22 protein-coding genes are annotated in these 22,649 nt (G+C 63.4%); 6 read left to right on the top strand and 16 right to left on the bottom strand.

Annotated elements, in window-relative coordinates; genetic code table 11:
• Positions 1-3 precede the first annotated feature (3 nt).
• The 5 genes from ASD94_RS10615 to ASD94_RS10595 all read right to left on the bottom strand — a co-directional run bounded on the left by ASD94_RS10615 (position 4) and on the right by ASD94_RS10595 (position 4,353).
• The gene (locus ASD94_RS10615; protein ID WP_056642496.1) at positions 4-708 is read right to left on the bottom strand and encodes a succinate dehydrogenase iron-sulfur subunit; all 705 of its coding nucleotides are present in this window, start codon (positions 706-708) and stop codon (positions 4-6) included.
• A gap of 25 nt (positions 709-733) precedes the next feature.
• Positions 734-2,539 (bottom strand): succinate dehydrogenase flavoprotein subunit, encoded by a 1,806-nt coding sequence (gene sdhA / locus ASD94_RS10610; RefSeq protein WP_056642494.1) that lies wholly within the window; start codon positions 2,537-2,539, stop codon positions 734-736.
• A gap of 29 nt (positions 2,540-2,568) precedes the next feature.
• Positions 2,569-2,934 (bottom strand): succinate dehydrogenase, hydrophobic membrane anchor protein, encoded by a 366-nt coding sequence (sdhD, locus tag ASD94_RS10605; protein WP_056642490.1) that lies wholly within the window; start codon positions 2,932-2,934, stop codon positions 2,569-2,571.
• Between the two features lie 61 nt (positions 2,935-2,995).
• Positions 2,996-3,430, bottom strand: a complete 435-nt coding sequence (gene sdhC / locus ASD94_RS10600) for a succinate dehydrogenase, cytochrome b556 subunit (RefSeq protein ID WP_056642487.1) — start codon at positions 3,428-3,430, stop codon at positions 2,996-2,998.
• Between the two features lie 134 nt (positions 3,431-3,564).
• Positions 3,565-4,353, bottom strand: coding sequence for a GntR family transcriptional regulator (locus ASD94_RS10595; RefSeq protein WP_056642485.1), 789 nt, complete (start codon positions 4,351-4,353; stop codon positions 3,565-3,567).
• A 236-nt stretch (positions 4,354-4,589) separates the two neighbouring features.
• Here ASD94_RS10595 and ASD94_RS10590 point away from each other — a divergent pair, with 236 nt between their 5' ends.
• The 5 genes from ASD94_RS10590 (at position 4,590) to sbmA (ending at position 11,250) form a co-directional block, all read left to right on the top strand.
• Positions 4,590-5,576, top strand: coding sequence for a malate dehydrogenase (locus ASD94_RS10590; RefSeq protein WP_056642482.1), 987 nt, complete (start codon positions 4,590-4,592; stop codon positions 5,574-5,576).
• Positions 5,577-5,596: 20 nt separating this feature from the next.
• Positions 5,597-6,664 (top strand): CoA ester lyase, encoded by a 1,068-nt coding sequence (locus tag ASD94_RS10585; RefSeq protein ID WP_235510632.1) that lies wholly within the window; start codon positions 5,597-5,599, stop codon positions 6,662-6,664.
• A gap of 31 nt (positions 6,665-6,695) precedes the next feature.
• Positions 6,696-7,349, top strand: coding sequence for a hypothetical protein (locus tag ASD94_RS10580; RefSeq protein ID WP_056642479.1), 654 nt, complete (start codon positions 6,696-6,698; stop codon positions 7,347-7,349).
• Between the two features lie 115 nt (positions 7,350-7,464).
• Positions 7,465-10,056, top strand: coding sequence for a bifunctional aconitate hydratase 2/2-methylisocitrate dehydratase (acnB, locus tag ASD94_RS10575; RefSeq protein ID WP_056642476.1), 2,592 nt, complete (start codon positions 7,465-7,467; stop codon positions 10,054-10,056).
• 204 nt (positions 10,057-10,260) lie between these two features.
• On the top strand, positions 10,261-11,250 hold the full coding sequence (sbmA, locus tag ASD94_RS10570) for a peptide antibiotic transporter SbmA (protein ID WP_056642473.1): 990 nt from the start codon (positions 10,261-10,263) through the stop codon (positions 11,248-11,250).
• Between the two features lie 114 nt (positions 11,251-11,364).
• Here sbmA and ASD94_RS10565 read toward each other — a convergent pair whose 3' ends face one another.
• The 7 genes from ASD94_RS10565 to cyoA are packed head-to-tail and all read right to left on the bottom strand — an operon-like array spanning position 11,365 to position 18,175.
• Entirely contained in the window at positions 11,365-11,910 is a 546-nt protein-coding gene (locus ASD94_RS10565; RefSeq protein ID WP_056064872.1) for a response regulator transcription factor, read from the bottom strand.
• 19 nt (positions 11,911-11,929) lie between these two features.
• Positions 11,930-13,261 carry an ATP-binding protein gene (locus tag ASD94_RS10560; protein WP_056642470.1) on the bottom strand — a complete coding sequence of 444 codons (1,332 nt, stop codon included), beginning with the start codon at positions 13,259-13,261 and terminating at the stop codon, positions 11,930-11,932.
• Positions 13,236-14,054, bottom strand: a complete 819-nt coding sequence (locus ASD94_RS10555; protein WP_056642467.1) for an SURF1 family protein — start codon at positions 14,052-14,054, stop codon at positions 13,236-13,238. The genes ASD94_RS10560 and ASD94_RS10555 overlap by 26 nt, the downstream gene beginning before the upstream one ends.
• Positions 14,054-14,476, bottom strand: coding sequence for a cytochrome o ubiquinol oxidase subunit IV (cyoD, locus tag ASD94_RS10550; protein ID WP_056642465.1), 423 nt, complete (start codon positions 14,474-14,476; stop codon positions 14,054-14,056). Before cyoD ends, ASD94_RS10555 begins: the two co-directional genes overlap by 1 nt.
• Entirely contained in the window at positions 14,477-15,112 is a 636-nt protein-coding gene (gene cyoC / locus ASD94_RS10545; RefSeq protein WP_056642462.1) for a cytochrome o ubiquinol oxidase subunit III, read from the bottom strand.
• Positions 15,105-17,108: a cytochrome o ubiquinol oxidase subunit I gene (gene cyoB, locus ASD94_RS10540; RefSeq protein ID WP_056642458.1), complete on the bottom strand. Its 2,004-nt coding sequence runs from the start codon at positions 17,106-17,108 to the stop codon at positions 15,105-15,107. The genes cyoC and cyoB overlap by 8 nt, the downstream gene beginning before the upstream one ends.
• 8 nt (positions 17,109-17,116) lie before the next feature.
• Positions 17,117-18,175 carry a ubiquinol oxidase subunit II gene (gene cyoA, locus ASD94_RS10535; RefSeq protein WP_056642455.1) on the bottom strand — a complete coding sequence of 353 codons (1,059 nt, stop codon included), beginning with the start codon at positions 18,173-18,175 and terminating at the stop codon, positions 17,117-17,119.
• 268 nt (positions 18,176-18,443) lie between these two features.
• On the opposite strand from cyoA, the gene ASD94_RS10530 reads away from it, so the two are divergent.
• Positions 18,444-19,784 (top strand): MFS transporter, encoded by a 1,341-nt coding sequence (locus ASD94_RS10530; RefSeq protein WP_056642535.1) that lies wholly within the window; start codon positions 18,444-18,446, stop codon positions 19,782-19,784.
• Between the two features lie 274 nt (positions 19,785-20,058).
• Here ASD94_RS10530 and tolA read toward each other — a convergent pair whose 3' ends face one another.
• From tolA to ybgC, 4 genes are read right to left on the bottom strand one after another with little or no spacing between them, the layout of a single operon-like run.
• On the bottom strand, positions 20,059-21,030 hold the full coding sequence (gene tolA / locus ASD94_RS10525) for a cell envelope integrity protein TolA (RefSeq protein ID WP_056642451.1): 972 nt from the start codon (positions 21,028-21,030) through the stop codon (positions 20,059-20,061).
• Between the two features lie 31 nt (positions 21,031-21,061).
• Entirely contained in the window at positions 21,062-21,484 is a 423-nt protein-coding gene (locus ASD94_RS10520; RefSeq protein ID WP_056064849.1) for an ExbD/TolR family protein, read from the bottom strand.
• Between the two features lie 15 nt (positions 21,485-21,499).
• Positions 21,500-22,213 (bottom strand): protein TolQ, encoded by a 714-nt coding sequence (gene tolQ / locus ASD94_RS10515; RefSeq protein WP_015015035.1) that lies wholly within the window; start codon positions 22,211-22,213, stop codon positions 21,500-21,502.
• Positions 22,210-22,629: a tol-pal system-associated acyl-CoA thioesterase gene (gene ybgC / locus ASD94_RS10510; protein ID WP_056642532.1), complete on the bottom strand. Its 420-nt coding sequence runs from the start codon at positions 22,627-22,629 to the stop codon at positions 22,210-22,212. The genes tolQ and ybgC overlap by 4 nt, the downstream gene beginning before the upstream one ends.
• Positions 22,630-22,649 lie beyond the last annotated feature (20 nt).

The following is a 22,649-nucleotide window of genomic DNA, read 5'->3' as shown; positions in this document are numbered from 1 at the left end:
AGGTCAGATGGCGCGGCGCACCATCAGTTCCTTGATCTTGCCGATGGCCTTGGTGGGGTTCAGACCCTTGGGGCACACGTCCACGCAGTTCATGATGGTGTGGCAGCGGAACAGGCGGTACGGGTCTTCGAGGTTGTCGAGGCGCTCGCCCGTGGCGTCGTCGCGGCTGTCGGCGATGAAGCGGTAGGCCTGCAGCAAGCCGGCGGGGCCCACGAACTTGTCGGGGTTCCACCAGAAGCTGGGGCAGCTGGTGGAGCAGCTGGCGCACAGAATGCACTCGTACAGGCCGTTGAGCTCGTCGCGCTCTTCGGGGCTTTGCAGGCGTTCCTTCTCGGGCAGCAGGCCTTCGTTGATCAGGTAGGGCTTGATCGAGTTGTACTGCTTGAAGAACTGGGTCATGTCCACGATCAGGTCGCGGATCACCGGCAGGCCGGGCAGGGGCTTGAGCGTGATCACGCCCTTGAGCGTGTTCATGTTCGTCAAACAGGCCAGGCCGTTCTTGCCGTTGATGTTCATGGCGTCAGAGCCACACACGCCTTCGCGGCAGGAGCGGCGGAACGACAGCGTGGGGTCTTGTTCCTTGAGCTTGACCAGGGCGTCCAGCAGCATGCGCTCGTGACCGTCGAGTTCGATCTCGATGGTCTGCATGTAGGGCTTTGCGTCCTTGTCCGGATCGTAGCGGTAGATTTGGAATGTGCGCTTTTGCATGGTTCTGCTCTCGTGGGGCTACTGTTTAGAACGTCCGGACCTTGGGAGGAACGCTGTCCACCGTCAGGGGCTTGAGGTTCACTGGCTTGTAGGTCAGGCTGTTGTCGGCGCTGTGCCAGAGGGTGTGCTTCATCCACTCTGCATCGTTGCGGCCCAGCGGTGCCGTGGGGTGGTCGGCAGGCTGCTCGTAGTCGTACACGGTGTGTGCGCCACGGCATTCCTTGCGGGCGGCGGCCGACACCATCGTGGCCTGGGCCACTTCGATCAGGTTGTCCACTTCCAGCGCTTCGATGCGTGCGGTGTTGAACACCTTGGACTTGTCCTGCAGCGTGATGCCCGCCACGCGGCTGCGCAGTTCGGCGATCTTCTTGACGCCTTCATCCATGCTGACCTGCGTGCGGAACACGCCTGCGTGCTGCTGCATGGTGGCGCGGATGTCGCCCGCCAGAGCCTGCGAGTAGGTGCCGCTGGTGGATTGGTCGAGCTGGTTCAGGCGCTCCAGCGTGCGGTCGGCCGCATCGGCTGGCAGGGGCTTGTGCTCCTTGTTCTTGTTGTTGAACTCGACGATGTGGCGCCCAGCGGCCTTGCCGAACACCAGCAGGTCCAGCAGAGAGTTGGTGCCCAGGCGGTTCGCGCCGTGCACGCTCACGCAGGAGCATTCGCCCACGGCATACAGGCCATTGACGACCTTGTTGCCGGTGCCGTCATGGGTGACGACCTGGCCGTTGATGTTGGTAGGCACGCCACCCATCTGGTAGTGGATGGTGGGCACCACGGGGATTGGCTCCTTGGTGATGTCCACGTTGGCGAAGTTGACGCCGATCTCGTACACCGAGGGCAGGCGCTTGTGGATCGTGTCGGCGCCCAGGTGGTCGAGCTTGAGCAGCACGTAGTCCTTGTTGGGGCCGCAGCCACGGCCTTCCTTGATTTCCTGGTCCATCGAGCGGGACACGAAATCGCGGGGTGCCAGGTCCTTCAGCGTGGGCGCATAGCGCTCCATGAAGCGTTCGCCGTTGCTGTTGAGCAGGATGGCGCCTTCGCCGCGGCAGCCTTCGGTCAGCAGCACGCCCGCGCCGGCCACGCCGGTGGGGTGGAACTGCCAGAACTCCATGTCCTGCAGCGGGATGCCGGCACGTGCGGCCATGCCCAGGCCGTCGCCGGTGTTGATGAAGGCGTTGGTCGATGCGGCAAAGATGCGGCCAGCACCGCCGGTGGCCAGCAACACGGTCTTGGCTTCCAGGATGTACAGGTCGCCGGTTTCCATTTCAAGGGCTGTCACACCCACCACGTCGCCATCGGCGTCGCGGATCAGGTCCAGGGCCATCCACTCGACGAAGAAGTTCGTCTTGGCCTTCACGTTCTGCTGGTACAGCGTGTGCAGCATGGCGTGGCCGGTACGGTCAGCGGCTGCGCAGGCGCGTTGCACCGGCTTTTCGCCGTAGTTGGCCGTGTGGCCGCCGAAGGGGCGCTGGTAGATGGTGCCGTCGGGGTTGCGGTCGAACGGCATGCCGAAGTGTTCCAGCTCGTACACCACATTCGGTGCTTCGCGGCACATGAACTCGATGGCGTCCTGGTCGCCCAGCCAGTCGGAGCCTTTGATGGTGTCGTAGAAGTGGTAGTGCCAGTTGTCCTCGGACATGTTGCCCAGCGATGCGCTCACGCCGCCCTGCGCCGCCACGGTGTGCGAGCGGGTGGGGAACACCTTGGACAGCGAGGCCACGTTCAGGCCTGCGCGGGAGAGTTCGAGGGCGGCACGCATGCCGGAGCCGCCGGCGCCGACGATGACGACGTCGAACTTGCGCTTGGTGATGTTAGCTTTGGTGTAGCTCATTGTTTTTTGCCTTCAGTCGCGGGGATCAATCAGAGACGCCACAGAACCTGGATACCCCAGCCAGCGCAGCTGACCAGCCAGACGATGCTGAACACTTGCAGTGCCAGGCGCAGGCCCACGGGCTTGATGTAGTCCATCAGGACTTCACGCAGACCGATCCACGCGTGCCAGGCAATCGAGACGATTACGGAGAAGGTCAGCACCTTCATCCACTGTGCCGAAAAGATGCCAGCCCATTTGTCGTAGCCAATGGGGCCTTTGGAGAAGATCACCTGGGCCAGCAAAGCCAGGGTGAACAGGGCCATCAGGACTGCCGTGACGCGCTGGCTGAGCCAGTCGCGCAGGCCATAGTGGGCGCCGACGACGACGCGCTTGGAACCGTAATTGACGGACATGGAAATTTCCTCTCGTTCTTTGGCGGGCGCTGTGCGGCAGCGCCCGCCGTTGATGGGTTGATCAGTACAGGCCGAAGAGCTTGGCGCCCAGCACCAGTGCCAGCGGAATGCTGATCGCAAGCACGGCCAAGGCCGAGGTCTTGCCGAATTCCTTATTGACTGCGCTGTGGCTCACATCCATCCACAGGTGACGCAGGCCGGCGGTGAAGTGGTGCAAGTACGACCAGATCAGCGCCAGTGCCACCAGCTTGATGAACCAGCCGGGCACGAAGCCGATGCCGATGCTGAAGGCGGCCGTGAACTTGGCGAACGAGATTTCAGACGACACCGAGGTATCGAACATCCAGATGATGAAAGGCAGCAGCAGGAACATGATCAGCCCGCTGCCGCGGTGCAGGATCGAAACCCACGCTGCAGGTGTCATGCGGTAGGTGGTCAGGTCCTTGAAGGCATTGATGTTGCGGAATTCAGGCCGTTTTTTGGCGAGTTCTGTCATGTTGTGTGCTTTCGTGGATGTAACTGCTTTGTAATTTGAAGATGCAAAGAACGCAAAATTCTATTGCAACGCAACAATGAGGGTTTTGATCTCGCAGGAATTTTCGACGGGAATACTCAGTTGCCAGTCTGTTGTCAGCTCAATTCATTACGGTAGTGGTGGGTGTCCGTGAGGTACAGCCCCCGACGTAACTCCATGGGAACGTCGTTGTAGGTGTAGGCAATCCGCTCGACGCTCAGAAGCGGAGTGGCCGAGGTGATCTGCAGCAGCTGGGCCTGTTCTTCGTCGGGGAGCACGGCGCGGATTTTTTCTTCGGCGCGAACCATGCGCACGCCAAAGTCCAGTTCGAACATCGCGTACGTCGGACCCTGGTAGTTGGCGAGCTGTTCGGCCGTGAGGCCCTTGAAGGCCTGCCCGGGCAGCCAGATGTCTTCCAGGATGGTGGGTACCCCCGCAAACGACAGGATGCGCTTAGCCTGCATCACGGCGTCGCCGCTGCGCAGCGCGAGTGCTCGGGCCACGTCGGCGCTGGCGCGCACACGGCGGCAGTCGATCACGCGGCGCTGGGCGGGGCCCTCCACCCGGGCGTCGCCGGTGTCCGGCAGCAGCTTCAAAAAGCGGTACTGCACATGCTGCTCGGCATGGGTGGCCACAAAGGTGCCTTTGCCTTGCCGACGCATTACCAGGTTTTCGGCCGCCAGTTCGTCAATGGCTTTGCGCACCGTGCCCTGGCTCACGCGAAAGCGTGCGGCCAACTCCATCTCGCTGGGGATGGCCTCGCCAGGCTTCCATTCGCCCTGCTGCAGGCTCTGCAGGATCAGTCCCTTGATCTGCTGGTACAGCGGACTGAACGCTGGCGTGACGACTCCCGCCGTGCTTTGCGGGGCGGCGGGGTTGTCTGCTGCGAACGGAAGCGATGACATGGCGTGGGATCTGTAGGCTGTGCTTGTGTGGTGGCGTGGCAGTGCGGTTGCCACATGACAATCGAACGGCAAACAGGGTGCAATCATATCTTATATAAGACATAAGACAAATTGACCCAGGTGCCCAATCGGGGGTAAACTCCAATGCTGTTTTGCGGGGCACGGGCTACTGGTGACAGGCGCTGGTGCTTGCGTTGCACTCACACCTGTTTTCCTCACTTCCTGGAGTTTTCACCATGAGCAAGAAGCCCGTTCGCGTAGCTGTCACCGGCGCCGCTGGTCAAATCGGTTACGCACTGCTGTTCCGTATCGCCTCCGGCGAAATGCTGGGCAAGGACCAGCCGGTCATCCTGCAACTGCTCGAAGTCCCCGTCGAAGGTCCGCAGAAAGCGCTCAAGGGCGTGATGATGGAGCTGGACGACTGCGCGTTCCCCCTGCTGGTCGAGATGACCGCTCACAGCGACCCCATGACCGCCTTCAAGGATGCCGACTACGCCCTGTTGGTCGGCTCGCGTCCCCGTGGCCCTGGCATGGAACGCGCCGAGCTGCTGGCCGTCAACGGCGCCATTTTCACGGCGCAAGGCAAAGCCCTGAATGCCGTGGCGTCGCGCGACGTGAAGGTGCTGGTTGTGGGCAACCCCGCCAACACCAACGCCTACATCGCCATGAAGTCGGCCCCTGACCTGCCACGCAAGAACTTCACTGCCATGCTGCGCCTGGACCACAACCGTGCTGCCAGCCAGATCGCTGCCAAGACCGGCAAGGCCGTGGCCGACATCGAGAAGCTGACCGTGTGGGGCAACCATTCGCCCACGATGTACGCCGACTACCGCTTTGCCACCATCAAGGGCGAAAGCGTCGCCAAGATGATCAACGATCAGGAATGGAACGCCAACACCTTCCTGCCCACCGTGGGCAAGCGCGGCGCGGCCATCATCGAAGCCCGTGGCCTGTCGTCGGCCGCTTCGGCTGCCAACGCTGCCATCGACCACATGCGTGACTGGGCTCTGGGCACCAATGGCAAGTGGGTCACCATGGGTATTCCATCGGACGGCCAGTACGGTATCCCCAAGGACACGATGTTCGGTTTCCCCGTGACCTGCGAAAACGGCGAGTACAAGATCGTTGAGGGTCTGGAAATTGACGCGTTCTCGCAAGAGCGCATCAATATCACGCTGGCCGAACTGCAAGGCGAGCAAGACGGCGTCAAGCACCTGCTGTAAGCACGCTGGTGAACGACGCAATGCAGCCGACGCCTGTGGCATCGGGCCTTCGGGCCGCCCAAGCTCCCCTGCCGGAGCAGGGCGCTGCGTCCGTCCATCCGCGCGATGTGCTGCTCGGCGCCCAGGCGCAGACCGGGTTTCTGCCGGTTTGCGACCACTACAGCGGCGTGGAAGCGCGCATGCGCAAAAGCCTGCAGTTGCAGGCTGAGATGACGCAGGAGTTTGGCACCTGCGTCTTTGATGTCACCCTCGATTGCGAAGACGGCGCGCCCGTGGGGCTGGAGTCCGCGCACGCTGCACTGGTGGCGCGCCTGGCGGCCACTGCCGCCCCGGCGGCCCGCGTTGCGGCCCGTGTGCATGCAGTGGGCCACGCCGCGTTTGCCAATGATGTCGCCACCATCGCGGGCGAAGCCGGCCACCGGCTGTGCCACCTGATGGTACCCAAGGTCGAGTCCGTGGACGATGTGTTGCTGGCTGAGCGTGCACTGGAGCGCGCGTCGGCGGCGCATGTGCCGCTGCATGTGCTGATCGAATCCCCCGCTGCCGTGCAGCGCGCGTTTGAAATTGCCGCCCACCCCCGCGTGCAGAGCCTGAGCTTTGGTCTCATGGACTTTGTGTCGGCCCATGGGGGTGCCATTCCTGCGCAGGCCATGACCTCCGCTGGCCAGTTCACACACCCGCTGGTGGTGCGCGCCAAGCTGGAAATCGCCTCCGCCTGCCATGCGCACGGCAAGGTGCCCTCACACTGCGTGGTCACCGAATTTGCGGACCTGCCCGCCTTGCAGGGCGCTGCGAGCCGTGCATCCCGCGAACTGGGCTACACGCGGATGTGGAGCATTCATCCTGCACAGATCCGCACCATCCTGCTGGCCTTTGCGCCGCAGCAGGACGATATCGATACCGCGTCACGCATCATTGCGGCGGCCGCCTTGGCTGACTGGGCCCCCATCAGCGTGGATGGGGTGCTGCATGACCGTGCCAGCTACCGCTTTTATTGGCAGATTCTGGAGCGCGCTCATAGTACGGGGCGCGCGCTACCCTTGGCGGTGCGTCATTGGTTTGATGCATCTGCTTTCGTTCCATCGTGAACCCTCCCGACTATTTCCACGCAGGACTCCCATGAAATTCGTCATCGCCTCCGCCTTCATGCTGCTGGCTCCGGCCTTTGCTCTGGCGCAAACATCGGCCCAGCCAGCGGCCCCGTCCGAAACCAAAGCGGCTGCCAAGCCCGCAGCCAAGCCTGCCGTCAAATCGGCAGCCAAGCCGGCAGAAGCCAAAACTGCGGCGAAGGCTCCGGCCAAGGCGTCGGCCAAGAGCCACGCCGTCGCTAAGTCTGAACCTACCAGCAGCCGCACACAGCTCAAGAGCGCCACCAACCAGGTGGCCGCCGGCATCATTGCAGCCGAGGCAGCGCTGTCCCCTGCCGAACTGGCGATTGCCGAGCGCGTGCATGTGGGGCGCATGCCCTGCGAGCTGGGCGCTTTTGTCACGGTGACCGCCGATACGGCCACGCCCGGTCACTTTCATGTGGAAGGCAAGGGCTTCAAGTACTACATGTCGCCCGTCGCCACTTCGACTGGCACCGTGCGCCTGGAAGACCAGAAGGGCGGTGCCGTCTGGCTGCAGATCGCCAACAAGTCCATGCTGATGAATCAGCGTGCGGGACAGCGACTGGCGGACGAGTGCATGAGTCCTGAGCAGGTGGTGGTGGCCGAGGCCATCAAGAAGAACCCTCCCGTGAGCGTTTTGGATCCCTTGCCTGTTGCCAAGTAATCCGTCGTCAGCGACCCCGAAAAAAATCAAAACCCTGTGTGTGCCGGCGTGATGGCTTCCGAGGCCGTTGCAGCCAGGCATGCAGCCCCACTTTAGAACGCAACTGGAGAGAAACATGTTGAAAGCCTACCGTGAACACGTCGCCGAGCGCGCAGCTCTGGGCATCCCCCCGCTGCCTTTGGAAGCCAAGCAGGTTGCCGAACTGATCGAACTGATCAAGAGCCCACCTGCGGGTGAAGATGCCTTTCTGCTGGACCTGTTGACGCACCGCGTGCCCCCGGGCGTGGACGATGCCGCCAAGGTCAAGGCGAGCTTCCTGGCCGCCGTGGCGCACGGCGACATCAAGGTAGGCCTGATCTCCAAGGCCAAGGCCACGGAGCTGCTGGGCACCATGGTGGGTGGCTACAACGTGCACCCGCTGATCGAGTTGCTGGACGATGCCGAAGTGGCGGGTGTGGCTGCTGAAGGCCTGAAGAAGACGCTGCTGATGTTCGACTTCTTCAACGATGTCGCGACCAAAGCCAAGGCGGGCAATGCCAAGGCCCAGGAAGTCATCAAGAGCTGGGCCGATGCCGAGTGGTTCACCACCCGCCCCGAAGTCGAAAAGAAGATCACCGTCACCGTGTTCAAGGTGCCTGGTGAGACCAACACCGACGACCTGTCGCCCGCGCCCGATGCCTGGAGCCGCCCCGACATTCCGCTGCACTACCTGGCCATGCTCAAGAACACCCGCGAAGGCGCGGCGTTCAAGCCTGAAGAAGACGGCAAGCGCGGCCCGATGCAATTCATCGAGGACCTGAAGAAGAAGGGCCACTTGGTGGCCTACGTGGGCGACGTGGTGGGCACGGGCTCCAGCCGCAAGTCGGCCACCAACAGCGTCATCTGGGCCACGGGCCAGGACATTCCGTTTGTGCCCAACAAGCGCTTCGGTGGCGTGACGCTGGGCGGCAAAATTGCTCCCATCTTCTTCAACACGCAAGAAGATTCCGGCTCGCTGCCGATTGAAGTCGATGTGTCCAAGCTCGAAATGGGCGATGTGGTCGACATCCTGCCTTACGACGGCAAGATCGTGAAAAACGGCGAGACCGTGGTTGAGTTCAAGCTCAAGAGCGACGTGTTGTTTGACGAAGTGCGCGCCGGCGGCCGTATCAACCTCATCATCGGCCGCTCGCTGACCGCCAAGGCCCGCGAATTCCTGGGCCTGCCCGTTTCCACACTGTTCCGCCTGCCAACCGCGCCTGTGGCAACCACCGCAGGCTTCACGCTGGCGCAGAAAATGGTGGGCCGTGCCGTGGGCCTGCCCGAAGGCCAAGGCGTGCGTCCCGGCACGTACTGCGAACCCAAGATGACCACCGTGGGCTCGCAGGACACCACGGGCCCCATGACCCGCGACGAGCTGAAGGACCTGGCCTGCCTGGGCTTCTCGGCCGACCTGGTCATGCAATCGTTCTGCCACACTGCCGCTTACCCCAAGCCTGTGGACGTGAAGACCCACCGCGAACTGCCTGCGTTCATCAGCAACCGTGGCGGCGTGGCCCTGCGTCCTGGAGACGGTGTGATCCACAGCTGGCTCAACCGCCTGTTGCTGCCTGACACCGTCGGTACCGGCGGCGACTCGCACACCCGCTTCCCCATCGGCATTTCGTTCCCCGCAGGTTCAGGCCTGGTGGCTTTTGGTGCCGCGACGGGCGTGATGCCTCTGGACATGCCTGAGTCGGTGCTGGTGCGCTTCAAGGGCGAAATGCAGCCCGGCGTGACACTGCGCGATCTGGTGCATGCCATCCCGCTGTATGCGATCAAGGCTGATCTGTTGACCGTGGCCAAGGCTGGCAAGAAGAACGTTTTCTCCGGCCGCATTCTGGAAATCGAAGGCCTGCCAGACCTGAAGGTCGAGCAAGCATTTGAGCTGTCGGACGCGTCTGCAGAGCGCTCCGCCGCCGGTTGCACCATCAAGCTCAACCCCGCTCCGATCAAGGAATACCTCACCAGCAACGTGGTGCTGATGAAGAACATGATCGCCGACGGCTACGCTGATGCACGCACGCTGCAACGCCGCATCGAGAAGGTGGAGGCCTGGCTGGCTAACCCCAACCTGCTCGAAGCCGACAAGGATGCCGAATACGCAGCCGTCATCGAAATCGATCTGGCCGACATCAAGGAACCCATCCTGTGCTGCCCGAACGACCCTGATGACGCCAAGACCCTGTCGGATGTGGCTGGCACCAAGATCGATGAAGCCTTCATCGGTTCTTGCATGACCAACATCGGCCACTTCCGCGCTGCCGCCAAGCTGCTCGGCGGCAGCCGTGACATCCCCGTCAAGCTGTGGGTGGCCCCGCCCACCAAGATGGATGAGAGCGAGCTGATCAAGGAAGGCCACTACGCCAACTTTGGCGCCGCTGGCGCTCGTACCGAAATGCCCGGTTGCTCGCTGTGCATGGGTAACCAGGCCCAGGTGCGCGAAGGCGCTACCGTGGTGTCCACCTCCACCCGCAACTTCCCCAACCGCCTGGGCAAGAACACCAACGTGTTCCTGGCTTCGGCCGAGCTGGCCGCCATTGCGTCCAAGCTGGGCAAGATCCCCACGGTGGCCGAATACCACGAAGCCATGGGCATCGTGAACAAGGATGGCGCCTCGATCTACAAGTACCTGAACTTCGACCAGATCGAAGAGTACGCGGACGTGGCCAAGGGCGTCGCTGCCTGATTGCCTCCGCTCGGCGGTGCATGTGCACAAAGCGGCCCTTCGGGGCCGCTTTTTTATTGGCGGGTCCACGGCCCCTGGCGGCTGGGCTTCCGTCCGTTTGCGTGGGCTTTGCGAGGCACTGGGCTAAGGCCACGACGCCTTTCGCGGAACGTTCACTTCGCGCGGTGCTCAGAGTCCGCACAACCATTCCAACGCGACCCCACGATGTTCAAGTCCTTCTTCTTCGCCCGCCGCTGGTGGACCTGGTCCCTCTTGGGTTCCATCGTCATCCTGTTGGCCACGGCCTACCGTGTTCAGCTGGACGTGCAGATCAACGACTGGTTCGGCAGCTTCTATGATCTGATCCAGGAGGCTCTGGGCAAGCCCGGCAGCATCACCGCTGAACAGTTCTGGGGGCAGCTTTCGACCTTTGCGCGCATTGCCATGATCTACGTGACGACGGCGGTGCTGGTGGATTTTTTCAGCAAGCACTACATCTTTCGCTGGCGCCAGGCGATGAATGAGCACTACATGGCGGCTTGGCCGCGCCTGCGGCACATCGAGGGCGCGGCACAGCGCGTGCAGGAAGACACCATGCGTTTCGCCCGCACCATGGAGGACCTGGGCCTGAGTTTCATGCGCAGCCTCATGACGCTCGGGGCATTTCTGCCGGTGCTCTGGACGCTGTCCGACAAAGTGACTGCGCTGCCCCTCATCGGTGCCGTTCCGCATTCCCTGGTCTGGGTCGCACTGGCCTGGTCATTGGGGGGTACGCTGCTGCTGGCCTGTGTGGGGGTGAAGCTGCCGGGGCTGGAGTTTCACAACCAGCGCGTGGAGGCGGCGTACCGCAAGGAACTGGTGCTGGGCGAGGATGACCCGAACCGGGCCTCTCCACCCACGGCGGCCGAGCTGTTCGCGGGCGTACGCCGCAACTACTTCCGGCTGTTTTTCCACTACCTGTATTTCGATGTGGTGAAGTGGTCCTACCTGCAGGTGAGTGTGCTGGTGCCTCTGGTGGCGTTGGGCCCCACGCTGATTGCAGGCGTGATCACTTTGGGCGTGATGCAACAGATTGCGCGGGCTTTTGACAAGGTGCTGGAGTCCTTCCAGTTTCTGGTGCTGAACTGGAGCACGGTGGTGGAGCAGATCTCGATCTACAAGCGCTTGCGCGCTTTCGAGCGGCAGATGCTGAAGGCGGTGCCGGAGGCGGCTTGAGCACTCGCCACGGAGCCAACCGGAACGCCTGAGGGCGGTGCAGCTGCGGCTGCGCCGACATGGGCTTCGCGCTTGCGCTGACAGGAGCGAATGGGCGTGTGACCGACCCCGGCGCTAGCGCACCTGCTTCTTTTCGAGCTTGCGCGTGAGGGTACGACGGTGCATGCCCAGGCGCCGAGCGGCCTCTGACAGGTTGAAGCCTGTTTCCGCCAGCACCTCGTTGATGCGTTCCCATTCCAGCGTCTTGATGGAGCTGGAGCGGTTGGTCAGCTCCACCTCGGCATTGCCTTCCTTGAGCCCAAATGCCGCTTCGATGTCGTCAGTGTTGGAGGGCTTGGCGAGATAGTGGCAGGCGCCCAGTTTCACCGCTTCCACGGCGGTGGCAATGCTTGCAAAGCCCGTGAGCACAACGATCAGCATCTCGTCGTCCGCGGCGTGAAGCGTCTGCACGCAGGCCAGGCCAGAGGCCTCGCCCTTGAGCTTGAGGTCCACCACCGCATAGCCGGGCTGGTGCTGCTCCAGCAACACCTCCACGTCGGCAAGGCTCGCGGCCTGCAACACGCTGTAGCCGCGGCGTTCAAACGAGCGGGCCAGGGTACGCGCAAAGGCTTCGTCGTCTTCGACGATCAGCAGCTGTCGTTGCGCTTCTTCAGTGTCCACGGTGGGTTCTTTCGTTCATTCATACCTTCTGGGGCAGCGCAATCGAGGCCAAGGGCAATTCGATGGTCACCTGCGCGCCGCCTTCGGGACGGTTGCGCGCCTCCACGCTGCCGCCCAGGGTACGGGCCACATTCAACACCAGGTACAGACCCAGACCACCGCCAGGGCGGTTTTTGGAGGACTGATAGGGGGTGCCCAGCTTGGACAACATGTCGGGCGCAAAGCCGGGGCCGGCATCGGTCACGGTCATGCACACGGCCTCTACATTGCGCGTGACTGACAGCTGAACCCAGCCTGGCGAGGCGTCGCGTGCATTGTCCAGCACATTGAAAACCATCTGCTTGAGGGTGGTGTCCGACACCATGGGCGTGTCGGCGCCAAAGTCATTGACGTAGTCAAACTGGGGGATCGTGCGGGTGCTGCGCCATTCCTGCGCTAGCGCATCCACAAACGTGCGCACGGTCGTTTGCACCGACGCCTCGCCGCGCGTTTCACCCGCCGACAGTAGGATGCCGCTCACGATGCTCTTGCATCGCTGCACCTGCGTTTGCATCTCGGCAATGTCTTCCTTGAGCGCGGCGTTGCTGGCCAGTCGTTTGTCGTGCTGCCAGTCGCCCAGGATGACCGCCAGGGTGGACAGCGGGGTGCCCAGCTCGTGAGCGGCGCCGGACGCCAGCAGTCCCATGCGCACGATGTGCTCTTCCTCGACGCGGCGACGCCGCGCTGCAGCCAGGCGGGCATCGCGCTCGCGCAGGTTGCGGTGGATGCGGGTAATGAACACCATCACCAGCATCGCGTTGAGCACAAAGCACACCAGCAGCCCGAGCACATACAGGCTCGACAGGCCTTGGTGCAGGTCCTGCGGCAGGGCCAGTGGCAGGTGGTGGTCTGCCAGCGCCGCAAAGCACAGGATGGTGATGATCACAATGGACCAGATGTAGGCACCGCGCAGCAGCACGGCGCCGAGCGTGATCTGCAGCAGGTACAGGAACACAAACGGGTTGCTGGTGCCGCCGCTCAGGTACAGCTGCACCGTGAGCACCGCCACATCAATCAGCAGCGCCAGGAACAGCTCGACGTTGCGCACCGCCCGGCCCGTACGCAGGCGCAGCAGGCTCACCACGTTGAAAACCGCCAGGCAGCCGACGACGAGCAGCATCTCCTGCAGCGGTAGTTTCAAGCCCAGGCTGTAGTGCGCCATCTCGATGGTGAACACCTGGCCCACCACCGCAATCCACCGCAGCTCGATCAGTTGCTGCAGGTTCTTGATGCCGGCAGCCGCATCGGCGGAGCGTGCATTGCGCGGCACGGTGGCCAGCGCAGGGTCAGGGCGTGGAGGGAGGGTGTTCATCGTGGGTCGGTAGGCGGCTGGCGGCCCGTGGGCCTAGGCGGCGCTCATAGCGTGCCACATACCAGCCGGCGACGACCACCATGAGCGCAAGACCATACCAGGTCAGGGCGTACACCAGGTGGCTGTTGTGAAACCGTATGACGGTCAAGCCTGCGCGGGGCCAGCTGGGCGCTGCTGAAGAAGGCGCCGTTGCACCTGGAAGCCCGGCGTCCACAAAAAACGGAGCGGCCCGGGGCAGATCCAGCGTGCGGCTGATGGCAGCCACATCGCGCGAGTACCAGCGCTGCTGCGCCGGGTCGTTGGTGCGCAGAAAGCCGCCGCCTGGCTCGGTCATGCGCAACAGCCCCTGGACGGTGGCCGGGCCATCGACGGGGGGCGACGCCTCCAGCCATTGGGCGCGTTGCTCCTGGGGCACAAAACCCCGGTTCACCAGCACCTGGGTGCCGTCATCCCGTTCCAGGGCCGTCATCACCCAGAACCCCGCGCCCAGCTCGGTGACGGCCTGCGTCAGCACCGTCTTGCCTGGCAGCCAGCGGCCCTCAAAGACCACTGGAAGGTACTCATGCTGTGCGGCACTGATGCCGGGCCATTGCGCCACGGGGGGCAGGGCGGCCGGTGCGGCGTGTACCCGTTGGTCCACCCTTTCGATGAGGTCCAGCTTCCAGGTGCGGCGCTGGACCTGCCAGGTGCCCAGCGACACAAAGCCCAGGAACAGGGCCATGCCCAGCACCAGCAGGACTGCGCGGCGCAAGCCCCGGCGCGGCAGTGCCATGGTGGTGGGGGCTGCGTCCATCAGGGCGTGGAGTGTCCGGGCGCCTCGTGCGTGGGCGGCGTGGGCGTGGGGTGCTCCGGCATCATGTTGGCGTTCATGTGGAACATCACCCACAGGGTGCCTGCGATGGCAATGGCCACAAACACCACGGTGAAGATGGTGGACAGCAGCGTCCAGCCCCCTTCGATCTTGCCGTTCATGTGCAGGAAGAACACCATGTGCACCAGGATCTGGATCACGGCGAAGCCGCCCAGCACCAGCACGGCGGTGTTGCGGTCGGCAATCACCTTGGCCATCACCAGCCAGAAGGGAATGGCGGTGAGAATGATGGACAGCACAAACCCGATCATGTAGCCGGAGAGGGTGCTGTGCGGGCCTGCGTCGTGGTGGTGATCGTCGTGCCCATGCGCATCGTGCGCGTGCGTTGCGTGTTGTGCGCTCATTTACAGCACCCCCATCAGGTACACAAAGGTGAAAACGCCGATCCAGACCACATCCAAGAAGTGCCAGAACATGGACAGGCACATCAGGCGGCGGTTGTTCTCGGGGATCAGGCCATGCTTGCCAATCTGGATCATCAGCACCACCAGCCAGATCAGGCCGAAGGTGACATGCAGGCCGTGGGTGCCCACCAGCGTGAAGAACGCCGACAGGAAGGCACTGCGTTGTGGGCCAGCGCCCTCGTGCAGCAGGTGCGAGAACTCATACAGCTCCAGCCCCAGGAAGCACAGGCCAAACAGGCCCGTCACCGCCAGCCACAGCAGCGTACCCTTCACGTCGCCCAGCTGCTTGCGCAGCATGGCAAAGCCGAAGGTGATGGACGACAGCAGCAGGAAGGCCGTGTTGAGGGCCACCAGGGGCAGGTCAAACAGCTGCGCGCCCGTGGGGCCTGCCGCATAGCTGCGGCCCAGCACGCCGTAGGTGGCGAACAGCGCTGCAAAGATGAGGCAGTCGCTCATCAGGTACAGCCAGAAGCCCAGGGCCGTGCCGTTTTCAGGATGGGGCTCGTGCGCGAGGTGGTACTCGCGCGGGGCCAGGGCGCCTGCTGCGGCGCCAGCGTGGATGCGGATATCAGACATGGCGGGCCAGTTGGAGTGTGCGGGCTTCTTCGGTGGAGATCACGTCGGACGCCGGGATGTAGAAGTCACGCTTGTAGTTGAACGTGTGGACGATGGCGGCCAGCAGCAGCGCGGCAAACGACACGCCCGCCAGCAGCCACATGTGCCAGATCAGTGCAAAGCCGAACACCAGCGACAGCCCCGAGATGACCACGCCAGCGCCGGTGTTGGCCGGCATGTGGATGGGCTGGAAGCCCGCCAGAGGACGCTTGTAGCCGTGCTTCTTCATGTCCCACCAGGCATCGATCTCGTGCACCACCGGCGTGAAGGCAAAGTTGTAGTCGGGCGGGGGCGACGAGGTGGCCCACTCCAGCGTGCGGCCGTCCCAGGGGTCGCCCGTCCAGTCGCGCAGTTGTTCGCGCTTGAGGTAGCTGACCACCAGCTGGATCAGGAAGCAGCCAATGCCGGCGGCAATCATGGCCGCGCCGATAGCAGCGATTACGAACCAGATCTGCAGCGACTGGTCTTCGAAGTGGTTGGCACGGCGGGTGACACCCATCAGGCCCAGCACATACAGCGGCGTGAACGCCACCCAGAAGCCTACCAGCCACAGCCAGAAGGAGCGCACGCCCCACGTGCGGTCCAGCTTGTAGCCAAACGCCTTGGGGAACCAGTAGTTGATACCGGCGAACATGGCAAACACCACGCCGCCGATGATCACGTTGTGGAAGTGGGCGATCAGGAACAGGCTGTTGTGCAGCACGAAGTCGGCGGGGGGCACGGCCAGCAGCACGCCCGTCATGCCGCCAATGGCGAACGTCACCATGAAGGCCACGGTCCACATCATGGGCAGCTCAAAGCGGATGCGGCCCTTGTACATGGTGAACAGCCAGTTGAAGATCTTCGCGCCCGTCGGGATCGAGATGATCATCGTCGTGATACCGAAGAAGGTGTTCACGCTCGCACCCGAGCCCATGGTGAAGAAGTGGTGCAGCCACACCAGATATGACAGGATGGTGATACACACCGTGGCGTACACCATGGAGGTGTAGCCAAACAGGCGCTTCTTGCTGAAGGTGGCGACCACTTCAGAGAACACACCGAAGGCGGGCAACACGAGGATGTACACCTCGGGGTGGCCCCAGATCCAGATCAGGTTCACGTAGAGCATGGGGTTGCCGCCCAGCTCGTTGGTGAAGAAGTTGGTGCCGACATAGCGGTCCAGCGACATCAGCACCAGTGCGGCCGTGAGCACGGGGAAGGACGCCACGATCAGTGCGTTGGTGCACAGGGCGGTCCAGGTGAACACGGGCATCTTCATCAGGCTCATGCCTGGCGCGCGCATCTTGATGATGGTCACGATCAGGTTGATGCCCGAGAGCGTGGTGCCCACCCCGGCAATCTGCAGCGCCCAGATGTAGTAGTCCAGGCCGGTGCTCGGGCTCTGCGCCCCCAGGTTGGACAGCGCCAGCCAGCCGGAGGTGGAGAACTCGCCCAGGAACAGCGACACCATCACCAGCACGGCACCGGCCGTGGTCATCCAGAAGCTGAAGTTGTTCAGGAACGGGAAGGACACGTCGCGCGCGCCGATCTGCAGCGGCACCAGGTAGTTCATCAGCCCTGTGACCAGCGGCATTGCCACGAAGAAGATCATGATCACGCCGTGGGCGGTGAAGATCTGGTCGTAGTGGTGCGGCGGCAGGTAGCCCATGTTGTCGCCAAAGGCCATGGCCTGCTGCAGGCGCATCATCACTGCGTCGGCAAAGCCGCGCAGCAGCATCACCAGGCCCAGGATCATGTACATGATCCCGATCTTCTTGTGGTCGATGCTGCAGATCCAGTCGCGCCACAGCGGGCCCCACAGGCGGAACTTGGTGATGCCCGCCATGACGGCGATGCCGCCCAGGACCACGGCAATGAAGGTCCACAACACGATGGGTTCGTGCGCCATCGGCACGGTGTCCCAGCTCAGGCGGCCCAGCGCCCAATGGGATGGAGAAAGGGTTTCAGAGGTCATAGGGAGACTCATTGGCGGATGCTGGTGCCGGAAGTGGGAGCCGGCGCATTGCGGGTTTCGAGTGCAGCCACCACCTGGGCGGCGTTTTGCACGGTGCAGACGTCCTGGGGCAGGTTCAGCCCCGCAGCGCGCATGTAGGCGTCGCCACCACTGGCGTCAATGGCCATCATGTGGTGCATGCACATCTTTCCGTCTTCCACGCAGCGGTTAAGCACCTTGTCGTACAGGCCTTCTTCCACTGAGGCAAAGCGCTGCACCGGGTCGCGTTCGCTGGGCTTCACCAGGTTCAGGTAGGTGCCCTTGTCCAGGGGCTTGCCTTCGGTCTTGGCCTTTTGCACCCACTGGGCAAAGTCCTCGTTGCTCAAGCCATGGAACTTGAACGTCATGCCCGAAAAGCCCGCGCCGCTGTAGTGCGACGACATGCCCTTGAACACGCCGGGCTTGTTGATCACCGCGTTCAGCTCGGTCTGCATGCCGGGCATGGCGTAGATCATGCCGGCGAGGTCGGGCACGTAAAACGCGTTCATGGTGGACGTGGCCGTCAGCTTGAACAGGATGGGGCGGTCCACCGGGGCCGCCACTTCATTCACCGTGGCAATGCCTTGCTCGGGGTAGAAGAACAGCCACTTCCAGTCCATGGCCACCACCTGCACCTCGAGCGGCTTCACATCGGCGGGCACGGCGCGCTGCGCGTCGATGCGGTCGAGGGGACGGTAGGGGTCGAGCTTGTGCGTCCCGATCCAGGTGATGGCGCCCAGCGCGATGATGATCAGCAAGGGCACGGTCCAGATCACCAGCTCCAGCGTCGTGGAGTGGTGCCATTCGGGGTCGTACTCGGCCTCGGTGTTGCCCTGGCGGTATTTCCAGGCAAACAGCAGCGTCAGCGCGATGACGGGCACGATGATGATGAGCATCAGCAGCGTGGCGGTGATGACCATCTGCCCTTGCTGGGCAGCGATGTCGCCGGCGGGGTTGAGCACGACAGCCTTGCTGCAGCCTGCCAGGCTGCCCAGGGCTGCCAGAGCGAGCAGCCAGGTGGGCCCACGAAGTTGGGGAAGTTTGAGCATGTGAAGAGCGCGATCAATGCGTTTCAGGGTAAACGCGGATAACGGGATGTGTGCGAATGTACTAGCGCTAGCTTTTTTGTCGATTGGACATTTTGTCCAAGGTCAACCCAATTCGCACAATTTGCACCAATTTGGTGCAAATTGCGGTTTCCATGACATTTCCAGCCCCTGGCATAGTGAAAGCGCACTTGTGGGCGGCAGAAGTTGCGTGTAGAACGAGGTGGTCTCACCCCGTCAGTTAGCTACACAACGTCAAGGAGCTATGTTCATGAGCAGCCCCGCCACTGCCACCTATCCTGCGGCCGGTTTTCACGAAAGCGCCGCCTCTCTCTCGCGGGCTGATACGCATGAAGACGTCACCCCCAGCGAAATCGCTGTGGGCGTGATCATCGGGCGCTCGTCCGAGTATTTCGACTTCTTTGTTTTCGGGATCGCCTGCGTTCTTGTCTTCCCATCTTTCCTGTTTCCCTTCCTGTCCCGCCTGGACGGCACGCTGATGGCCTTTGCGTTGCTGGCTGTCGCCTTCGTGGTGCGCCCGGTGGGGACCGCCATCTCCATGGCCATCCAACGGCGCTGGGGGCGGGGCACCAAGCTGACCATTGCGCTGTTCATGCTGGGCGTCTGCACCGTGGGCATGGCCTTTTTGCCTGGCTACAAGGATGTGGGCACTACAGCCATCGTGGCGTTGCTGATCCTGCGTGTGGGCCAGGGCCTGGCGCTGGGCGGCTCGTGGGACGGCCTGCCGTCGCTGCTGGCCATGTCGGCCCCCAAGGAGCGCCGGGGCTGGTACGCCATGATCGGCCAGCTGGGCGCGCCGCTGGGCTTTGTGCTGGCTGCCGGCCTGTTTGCCTACCTGTACAGCAGCCTCACGGTGCAGGAGTTTTTGGCCTGGGGCTGGCGCTATCCGTTTTTTGTGGCCTTTGCCGTGAACGTGGTGGCCCTGTTCGCGCGTCTGCGCCTCGTCGTGGGGCAGTCGTATTCCGAACTGCTCAAGGACCGCGAGCTGCAGCCTGTGCCCGTGAGCCGCGTCATGCGTGACGAAGGCAGCAACGTGCTGCTGGGGGCTTTTGCGGCGCTGGCCAGCTTTGCGCTGTTCCACCTGGTCACGGTGTTCCCGCTGTCGTGGATCACGCTGTACTCCGACCAGCCTGTCACCCAGATCCTGGGCGTGCAGATCGTGGGCGCCTTTCTGGCCGCTGGCGCCATCATGGTGTCGGGCTGGCTGTCGGACCACCTGGGCCGCCGCAAGCTGCTGGGCGGCATGGCGGTGCTGATCGGCGTGTTCAGCTTCATGGCGCCTGTCCTGCTCAACACCGGTGAGGTGGGCAGCACCATGTTCCTGCTGCTCGGCTTTGTGCTGCTGGGCCTGTCGTACGGCCAGGCATCGGGCACCGTGACGGCCAATTTCTCGCCCCAGTACCGTTACACCGGTGCGGCCCTGTCGGCCGACTTGGCCTGGATCATCGGCGCGGCGTTTGCTCCCCTGGTGGCTCTGTATCTGTCGTCGCAGTTCGGTCTGCTGGCGGTGACGGTGTACCTGCTGTCGGGCGTGGCCTGCACGCTGGGCGCGCTGAACCTGAACCGCCGCATGGAGCGGCGCGACCGCTGATTCACATCGGTGATCTGCTATTGAATGTATAGCTTGCAGCGCATGTTCCACTAGCGCTACAGGCGTAAAAGACCAAAAAAAGCGCCCGGTTCTACCGGGCGCTTTGCTTTTTGGGGGCTCACGAGGCGCGGCTCATTTCAGTACCGGCGCCAATGACTGCAGGCTTCAAACGCCTCAGTAAGCGCCGCCGCGCATGGACCGTGATAGGGCATAGGCAAGTGGGGCGAAGGCCCCGCTGCAGAAGGGCAAGCCCTTCCAGAGCGCGGCGTCCCGCTCAGTCCTGGGGCCGGAAGCCGATGGTCAGCGAAGGCGGCACGCGACCGTCCACATCGCGCGGCAACGTTTCGGTCTTGTCCAGGGCCCGCAGCACGGCGTCGTCCCAGGCCTTGTTGCCGCTGGACTGCACCAGGCGCTTGCCCACGATGGTGCCGTCGGGCGACAGGCGCACCTCGACTTCGGCCCGGGGGTTGCCCGAGATCGCGTCGGGGTACACGATGTTGGGCTTGACCTTCGCCGCCACCTTGCCGCCGTAGCTGCCCGAGGGGCCTGCGCTGCGCAGGGCCGTGCCTGTGGCGTTCTCGCCCCCCGTGGCTCCGGCCAGGCCCTGGATGCGGCGTAGGTTCGCCTCGCGCTGTTCGGCCAGATGCTTGGCCTCGGCTTCCGCCTTGCGCTTGGAGGCTTCGTCGGCCTTGCGCTTGTCTTCGGCCAGCTTCTTCTGCTTGTCCTGCTCGGCCTTCTTCTGTTCGGCCAGCTGTTTCTCGCGCTGTTCCTTCTCCTTGTCCCGCTCTTTTTGCAGGCGCTCCTTTTTCTCCTGCTCCAGGCGGTCGCGGCGTTCTTCTTCCTTGCGATCACGCTCGCGTTTTTCGCGCAACTGCTGTTGCTCGCGGGCCTTCTTTTCCTGTTCCAAGCGCTTCTTCTCACGCTCGATGGCAATGTCTGCCTCGCGGTTGTCCGGCGGCTCCGCGGCCCGCACGGGCGGGGGTGGTGGGGCAGGCGGGGTGACCTGCTGCACGGGAGGAGGAGGGGGCGGCGGTGGGGGCTCCACGGCGCGTGGCGCTGCTTGTGTGGGCACGGCGGCCCACAGCTCGGCTTCTACGGCAGGTTGGTCGGCCGTGTTCTTCCAGTTCACGCCCCAGGTCAGCGCGCCGATAAGCACCGCGTGCACCAGCACCGCCAGCGTGATGGCGCGCAGGCGCGCCGGTGGGCGGGGCGGGGCAAACTGGTCGCGGTCGGTGTGGGCGTGCATGGGCGTCTGAGCGGTGCCGGGCGGGTTCGGTTCAACCGCCTTGCTTGACCGACAGGCCTACGCGTTGGACGCCTGCCTTTTGCAGGGCGTCCATCGCCTTCACCACGGTTTCGTACTGCACGCCCTTGTCGGCACTGATGACCACGGCGCTCTCGGGCCCCTGGCCTTTTTGCCAGCGGCTGGCGGCGTCGCCGATCTCGCGCTGGTTCAGGCTGCGCGTGGCCTCGGGGGTCTTGAACTGCAGCGTGCCGTCCTTGTTGACGATGACCTGGGCCACCACCTTGGGCATGTTCTTGCTCTTGCCCACGCTGGGCACATCGACCACGCCTGGGGTGAGCATGGGCGCCGTCACCATGAAGATGATGAGCAGCACCAGCATGACGTCGATGAACGGGACCATGTTGATCTCGTTGATGGTGCGGCGGCCTCGGCCGCGGGATGCCATGGCGGGCATGGGGCGCCTCCCGGATCAGTGGCCCGAGGCCGTGTGGCCCGTGGACGCGGGCTGTGCGCCCAGGTTTCGCTGCAGGATGTTGGAGAACTCTTCGATGAAGGTCTCCTGGTGCGTGGCCACGCGGTCGATGTCGCGTGCAAAGCGGTTGTAGGCGATCACTGCGGGGATGGCCGAGAACAGGCCGATGGCGGTGGCGACCAGCGCCTCGGCAATGCCCGGGGCCACCGTGGCCAGCGTGACTTGCTCCATGCCGGCAAAGCCGGTGAAGGCGTGCATGATGCCCCACACGGTGCCGAACAGGCCCACATACGGAGACACCGAGCCGACCGACGCCAGGAAGGACAGGCTGGACTCGACCACATCCATCTCGCGCTGGAAGCTTGCGCGCATCGCGCGGCGAGCGCCGTCCAGCAGGGTGCCGGGGTCGGTGATGCGGCGTTCACGCAGCTTCTGGTACTCGCGCATGCCGCTGGCAAAAATGCGCTCCATGGGGCCGGCCTGCTTGGCGTTTTGGGCGGCCGCTGCATACAGGTCGTTCAGGCTGGTGCCCGACCAGAACTCGCGCTCGAAGTCTTCGTTCAATGTCTTCACGCGCTTCAGGGCAAACAGCTTGCGGAAGATGGCGGCCCAGCTGGCCACCGACACGCCCAGCAGCAGCAGCATCACGAGTTGCACCACCCAGCTGGCGTGCAGCACCAGGGAGATGATGGACATGTTTTGGGAATTCATGGTGTGAGTTGTTCCAGGAGGGTGCTTGGAATTCTGGCGGGGCGCATCGTCGCTGCGTCAACCCATCCGATGCGGATGGTGCCTTCGGTCAGCAAGGTGGGGGGCTGGTCGGTCATCTGCTCTGGTTTCAGGAGCGCCTGCTGCACTATTGTCAACGATGCGCGGCCACTGCTCTGCAGAGTGGCAGTAACAATCAGTTCATCGTCCAGCCGTGCGGGGCGGTGGTAGCGCAGCTGCGCGTCGGTTACGACAAACATGCAGCCGGTTTGTTCCCGAAGAAGCTGCTGACCCACGCCCAGCGAGCGCAGCCATTCGGTGCGCGCGCGCTCGAAGAACTTGAGGTAGTTGGCGTAGAACACGATGCCGCCTGCATCGGTGTCCTCCCAGTAAATCCGGATCGGAAATTCAAACGCCATCGTGGGTTCGCTCGCCTTCG

The organism is Acidovorax sp. Root70, from assembly GCF_001428225.1.
GTDB lineage: Bacteria > Pseudomonadota > Gammaproteobacteria > Burkholderiales > Burkholderiaceae_C > Acidovorax.
The sequence above is the reverse complement of the archived record's forward strand: the minus strand, read 5'-3'. Positions and strand labels throughout refer to the sequence as shown.

Bases quoted from the DNA above. Each gene is read 5' to 3' on its own strand.
- ASD94_RS10615 (WP_056642496.1), bottom strand. From the start codon at position 708: ATGCAAAAGCGCACATTCCAAATCTACCGCTACGATCCGGACAAGGAC.
- sdhA (WP_056642494.1), bottom strand. From the start codon at position 2,539: ATGAGCTACACCAAAGCTAACATCACCAAGCGCAAGTTCGACGTCGTC.
- sdhD (WP_056642490.1), bottom strand. From the start codon at position 2,934: ATGTCCGTCAATTACGGTTCCAAGCGCGTCGTCGTCGGCGCCCACTAT.
- sdhC (WP_056642487.1), bottom strand. From the start codon at position 3,430: ATGACAGAACTCGCCAAAAAACGGCCTGAATTCCGCAACATCAATGCC.
- ASD94_RS10595 (WP_056642485.1), bottom strand. From the start codon at position 4,353: ATGTCATCGCTTCCGTTCGCAGCAGACAACCCCGCCGCCCCGCAAAGC.
- ASD94_RS10590 (WP_056642482.1), top strand. From the start codon at position 4,590: ATGAGCAAGAAGCCCGTTCGCGTAGCTGTCACCGGCGCCGCTGGTCAA.
- ASD94_RS10585 (WP_235510632.1), top strand. From the start codon at position 5,597: ATGCAGCCGACGCCTGTGGCATCGGGCCTTCGGGCCGCCCAAGCTCCC.
- ASD94_RS10580 (WP_056642479.1), top strand. From the start codon at position 6,696: ATGAAATTCGTCATCGCCTCCGCCTTCATGCTGCTGGCTCCGGCCTTT.
- acnB (WP_056642476.1), top strand. From the start codon at position 7,465: ATGTTGAAAGCCTACCGTGAACACGTCGCCGAGCGCGCAGCTCTGGGC.
- sbmA (WP_056642473.1), top strand. From the start codon at position 10,261: ATGTTCAAGTCCTTCTTCTTCGCCCGCCGCTGGTGGACCTGGTCCCTC.
- ASD94_RS10560 (WP_056642470.1), bottom strand. From the start codon at position 13,261: ATGAACACCCTCCCTCCACGCCCTGACCCTGCGCTGGCCACCGTGCCG.
- ASD94_RS10555 (WP_056642467.1), bottom strand. From the start codon at position 14,054: ATGGACGCAGCCCCCACCACCATGGCACTGCCGCGCCGGGGCTTGCGC.
- cyoD (WP_056642465.1), bottom strand. From the start codon at position 14,476: ATGAGCGCACAACACGCAACGCACGCGCACGATGCGCATGGGCACGAC.
- cyoC (WP_056642462.1), bottom strand. From the start codon at position 15,112: ATGTCTGATATCCGCATCCACGCTGGCGCCGCAGCAGGCGCCCTGGCC.
- cyoB (WP_056642458.1), bottom strand. From the start codon at position 17,108: ATGACCTCTGAAACCCTTTCTCCATCCCATTGGGCGCTGGGCCGCCTG.
- cyoA (WP_056642455.1), bottom strand. From the start codon at position 18,175: ATGCTCAAACTTCCCCAACTTCGTGGGCCCACCTGGCTGCTCGCTCTG.
- ASD94_RS10530 (WP_056642535.1), top strand. From the start codon at position 18,444: ATGAGCAGCCCCGCCACTGCCACCTATCCTGCGGCCGGTTTTCACGAA.
- tolA (WP_056642451.1), bottom strand. From the start codon at position 21,030: ATGCACGCCCACACCGACCGCGACCAGTTTGCCCCGCCCCGCCCACCG.
- ASD94_RS10520 (WP_056064849.1), bottom strand. From the start codon at position 21,484: ATGCCCGCCATGGCATCCCGCGGCCGAGGCCGCCGCACCATCAACGAG.
- tolQ (WP_015015035.1), bottom strand. From the start codon at position 22,213: ATGAATTCCCAAAACATGTCCATCATCTCCCTGGTGCTGCACGCCAGC.
- ybgC (WP_056642532.1), bottom strand. From the start codon at position 22,629: ATGGCGTTTGAATTTCCGATCCGGATTTACTGGGAGGACACCGATGCA.